This is a genomic window from Calidithermus terrae (assembly GCF_003574345.1).
Taxonomy (GTDB): Bacteria; Deinococcota; Deinococci; order Deinococcales; family Thermaceae; genus Calidithermus; species Calidithermus chliarophilus.
In genome coordinates this window covers 1-3,302 of sequence record NZ_QXDL01000316.1, presented here as the reverse complement: position 1 = coordinate 3,302, position 3,302 = coordinate 1, and the positions used below count along the sequence as shown (strand labels likewise).

3 protein-coding genes and 1 pseudogene are annotated in these 3,302 nt (G+C 71.6%); 3 read left to right on the top strand and 1 reads right to left on the bottom strand.

The features are described 5' to 3' along the window. A partial coding sequence (locus tag Mterra_RS23305) for a hypothetical protein (protein WP_245971710.1) occupies nucleotides 1-402 on the bottom strand: 402 nt, incomplete at its 3' end. Between Mterra_RS23305 and Mterra_RS23300 the strand changes: the two are divergent. From Mterra_RS23300 to Mterra_RS19980, 3 genes and pseudogenes are all read left to right on the top strand, one after another. Beyond that, nucleotides 364-789 (top strand): annotated as a pseudogene (locus tag Mterra_RS23300) (GspE/PulE/PilB domain-containing protein); the annotation flags it as partial. The gene Mterra_RS23305 and the pseudogene Mterra_RS23300 overlap by 39 nt on opposite strands. Before the next feature lie 94 nt (nucleotides 790-883). Beyond that, a complete protein-coding gene (locus Mterra_RS19985; RefSeq protein WP_170159762.1) occupies nucleotides 884-2,008 on the top strand; it encodes a GspE/PulE family protein in 1,125 nt (374 codons plus the stop codon). 73 nt (nucleotides 2,009-2,081) lie between these two features. Next, nucleotides 2,082-3,209, top strand: a complete 1,128-nt coding sequence (locus Mterra_RS19980) for a type IV pilus twitching motility protein PilT (RefSeq protein WP_245971709.1) — start codon at nucleotides 2,082-2,084, stop codon at nucleotides 3,207-3,209. Nucleotides 3,210-3,302 lie beyond the last annotated feature (93 nt).

The window sequence follows — 3,302 nt, the reverse complement described above, 5'->3', positions numbered from 1 at the left end:
CCCGCCGCTCGCGCGGCCCCCGCCGGCCCCCTGCCGCGCGAGCGGCGGGTGTTGCAGGCGCTGGGCCTGGGCCACCTCGAGCCCCCGCCCAGCGCCCGGCACGAGGTCGAGCGCTGGCTGGTGGAGGAGGGGTACGTGGGCGAGGGCGTGCTCTACGCCGAGCTCGCGCGCTCCAGCGGCTGCCCCCTGTGGCCGGGGCTCGACGGGCTGGTGCTCGAGCGGCAGCCCGGGCAGCCCGACCAGGCCGAGGCCCTCGAGCGGCTGCGGCTGCTGAGCGTGCGCCGGGGGGGACAGGCCTACTACGTCTCCTGGCGCGCCTTCGTCGAGGATGAGATCGCCGCGGCGGGGCTGGAGCCGCGCCCGGTGGCCCTGACCTACCCTGAGATCTGGCGCATCGCCCACCGCTCCGCCCAGCGCGGGCGCCCGGCCGGCGCCCGGCCCAAGAGCGCCCTGGAGGCGCTGTGGCTCAAGGGCCGCATCGACCGGCGCACCTTCGAGGAACACCAGGCCGACCCCCGGCGGGGGGAGAGCCTGCTGCTGGCCCAGGGCCTCGTCAGCGAGGAGCAGCTGACCGAGGCGCGGGCCGAGGCGCTGGGCCTGGCCTACGTGGACCTGCAGGCCGCGCCCCCCGACCCGGGGGTGCGCCGGCGCATCAGCGACGCCTACGCCATCTCGCTGCGGGCCATCCCCTACCGGATGAACGAGGCGGGGGAGCTGGTGGTGGCGGTGTCCGACCCCGAGGACATCCAGCGCAACGACGAGCTGCGCATGCTGCTGCGCAACACCCCGCTGCGGCTGGCCCTGGCCTCGCCCAGCGCCATCCAGCGCGTGATCGCCCGGGACGGAGGGGCTGGAGGTCGAGGGCAACGCCCTCGACCGGCTGGTGGGCTCCTTCATCCGCGAGGCCCTGCTCTCCGACGCCTCCGACGTGCACGTAGAAAGCCACAAGCACCAGGGGGTGGTGCGCATGCGGCGCGACGGGGAGCTGCACGAGTACACCACGCTCCCGGCGCGCTCGACCCCGCTGGTGATCCAGAAGGTCAAGCTCAAGGCCAACCTCGACATCGCCGAGCGGCGCCGCCCGCAGGACGGGCGCTTCCGCTTCAAGGAGGGGGGCCTCGAGGCCAACGTGCGGGTGTCCACGGTGCCCGGCATGTACGGGGAGAAGGCCGTGCTGCGGCTGCTGAGGAACGAGGGCAAGGCCCCGCCGCTGGAGGAGGCGGGGTTCCAGGCCGACACCCTGGAGGCCCTGCGCCGGATCATCCGGCGGCCCTACGGGCTGTTCCTGATCACCGGGCCCACCGGCTCGGGCAAGACCCGCACCGGCATCTCCATCCTGAGCGAGATCGCCCGGCCCGAGGTCAACGTGCTGACCGTGGAGGATCCCGTGGAGTACGAGCTGCCGGGGTTGACCCAGGTGCAGGTCAACCCCCAGGCCGGGGTGACCTTCGCCGACGTGCTGCGGGCCTTCCTGCGGCAGGACCCCGACATCATCTACGTCGGGGAGATCCGCGACCGCGAAACGGCGCAGGTGGCGGTGCAGGCGGCGTTCACCGGCCACCTGGTCATCGCCACGCTGCACACCAACGACGCGCCCAGCAGCGCCACCCGGCTGATGGACCTCGGGGTCGACCCCGCCAACGTCAGCGCGGCGCTGCTGGGGGTGCTGGCCCAGCGCCTGGTGCGCAGGCTCTGCCCGGCGTGCTCGAGCGAGGACCGCGAGGGCAAGAGCGAGCGCTTGCTGCACCGGGAGCTCCGCCACGCCCGGCTGCCCAACCCCGACGGCTGCCGCCACTGCCGCGGGGGCTACGCCGGGCGCACCGGGATCTTCGAGCTGATGGAGGTCGACCGCACCCTGCAGTCGGCGCTGGCCCAGCGGGCCGCCACCGACCGCATCCGCGAGCTGGCGCTGGAGAAGGGCATGCGCACGCTGGCGGAGGACGGGGTGCTCAAGGTCGAGCAGGGCGTGACCTCAGCCGAGGAGGTGCTGGCGAAGACCATGGCCTAGGCCTGCGGGGTCGGCCCCGCCACGCCGACCCCGCGCCGCTTACGGAGAAGACGGAGAAGGGAGAAGACACATGATGACTAAAGGTGCTGCGTTCATGGAATTCCTCGACCTGCTGAACACGGCGGTGTACATGCAGGCCAGCGACATCATCGTCAAGCCCGACCTGTTGCCCGTGGCCCGGGTGCACGGGGAGCTGAGGCTGATGGAGGGGAGCCGCATCTTCGTGGGTCGCGAACTCGAGGAGAGCGTCAAGAAACTGCTCAACCTCGACGACGACGAGGACTCGGCGGGGCGCGTGCCCGACCCCATGGTCAACGAGCGCGTGCAGCGCTGGATGGAGCAGAAGAGCCTCGACTTCTCCTTCTTCCTGCGCGACGTGGGGCGCTTCCGGTTGCACGTGTTCATGGAGCGGGGCAAGTGGTGCGTGGTGGCGCGCACCATCCCCTCGGAGATCCGCAGCCTGGGCGAGCTCGGCCTGCCGGAGCGGCTGTTCGACCTCGTGCAGATGCCGCGGGGCCTTTTCCTCGTGACCGGGCCAACCGGCTCGGGAAAATCAACGACCTTGAACACCCTCGTGAACTACCTCAACGAGAACTTCGCCAAGCACATCGTCACCATCGAAGACCCCATCGAGTTCCACCACAAGAACCTGCGGTCGGTGATCTCCCAGCGCGAGGTCGGATCGGACACCCTCAGCTTCCGCCAGGCCCTCAAGGATTCGCTGCGCGAGAACCCCGACGTGATCCTGGTGGGCGAGATGCGCGACCCCGAGACCATCGGCGCCGCTATCACCGCCGCCGAGACCGGCCACCTGGTGCTGGGCACCCTGCACACCAAGGGCGGCCCCGAGACGGTGAGCCGCATCCTCGACGCCTTCCCCGCCGAGCAGCAAGCCCAGGTCACGGTGCAGCTGGCCAGCAACCTGGTGGGGGTGGTCTCCCAGCAGCTGGTGCCGCGCTGCGACCAGCCCGGGCGCATCGCCGCCTACGAGCTCTTGACGAACTCGCCCGCGGTGTCCAACATCATCCTCGCGCGCAAGTCGGCCGGGCAGATGCGCGCCGACCTCTCTGCCGCGCGCGAGGTCTTCACCCCCATGGACATGAGCCTGGCCGGCCTGGTCAAGCAGGGCAAGATCAGCATGGCCGCCGCGGAGGCGAGGGCTTATGACGTGGCTGAGGTCCGCCGCTTCTGCGCGCTCTAAGCCCCACCCCCACCGCCTGGTGGCCCTGCTCACCCCGCACCACCTGCGGCTGCTGTGGCTGCGGGGTGAGCAGGGCCACCAGGCGGTGGGGGT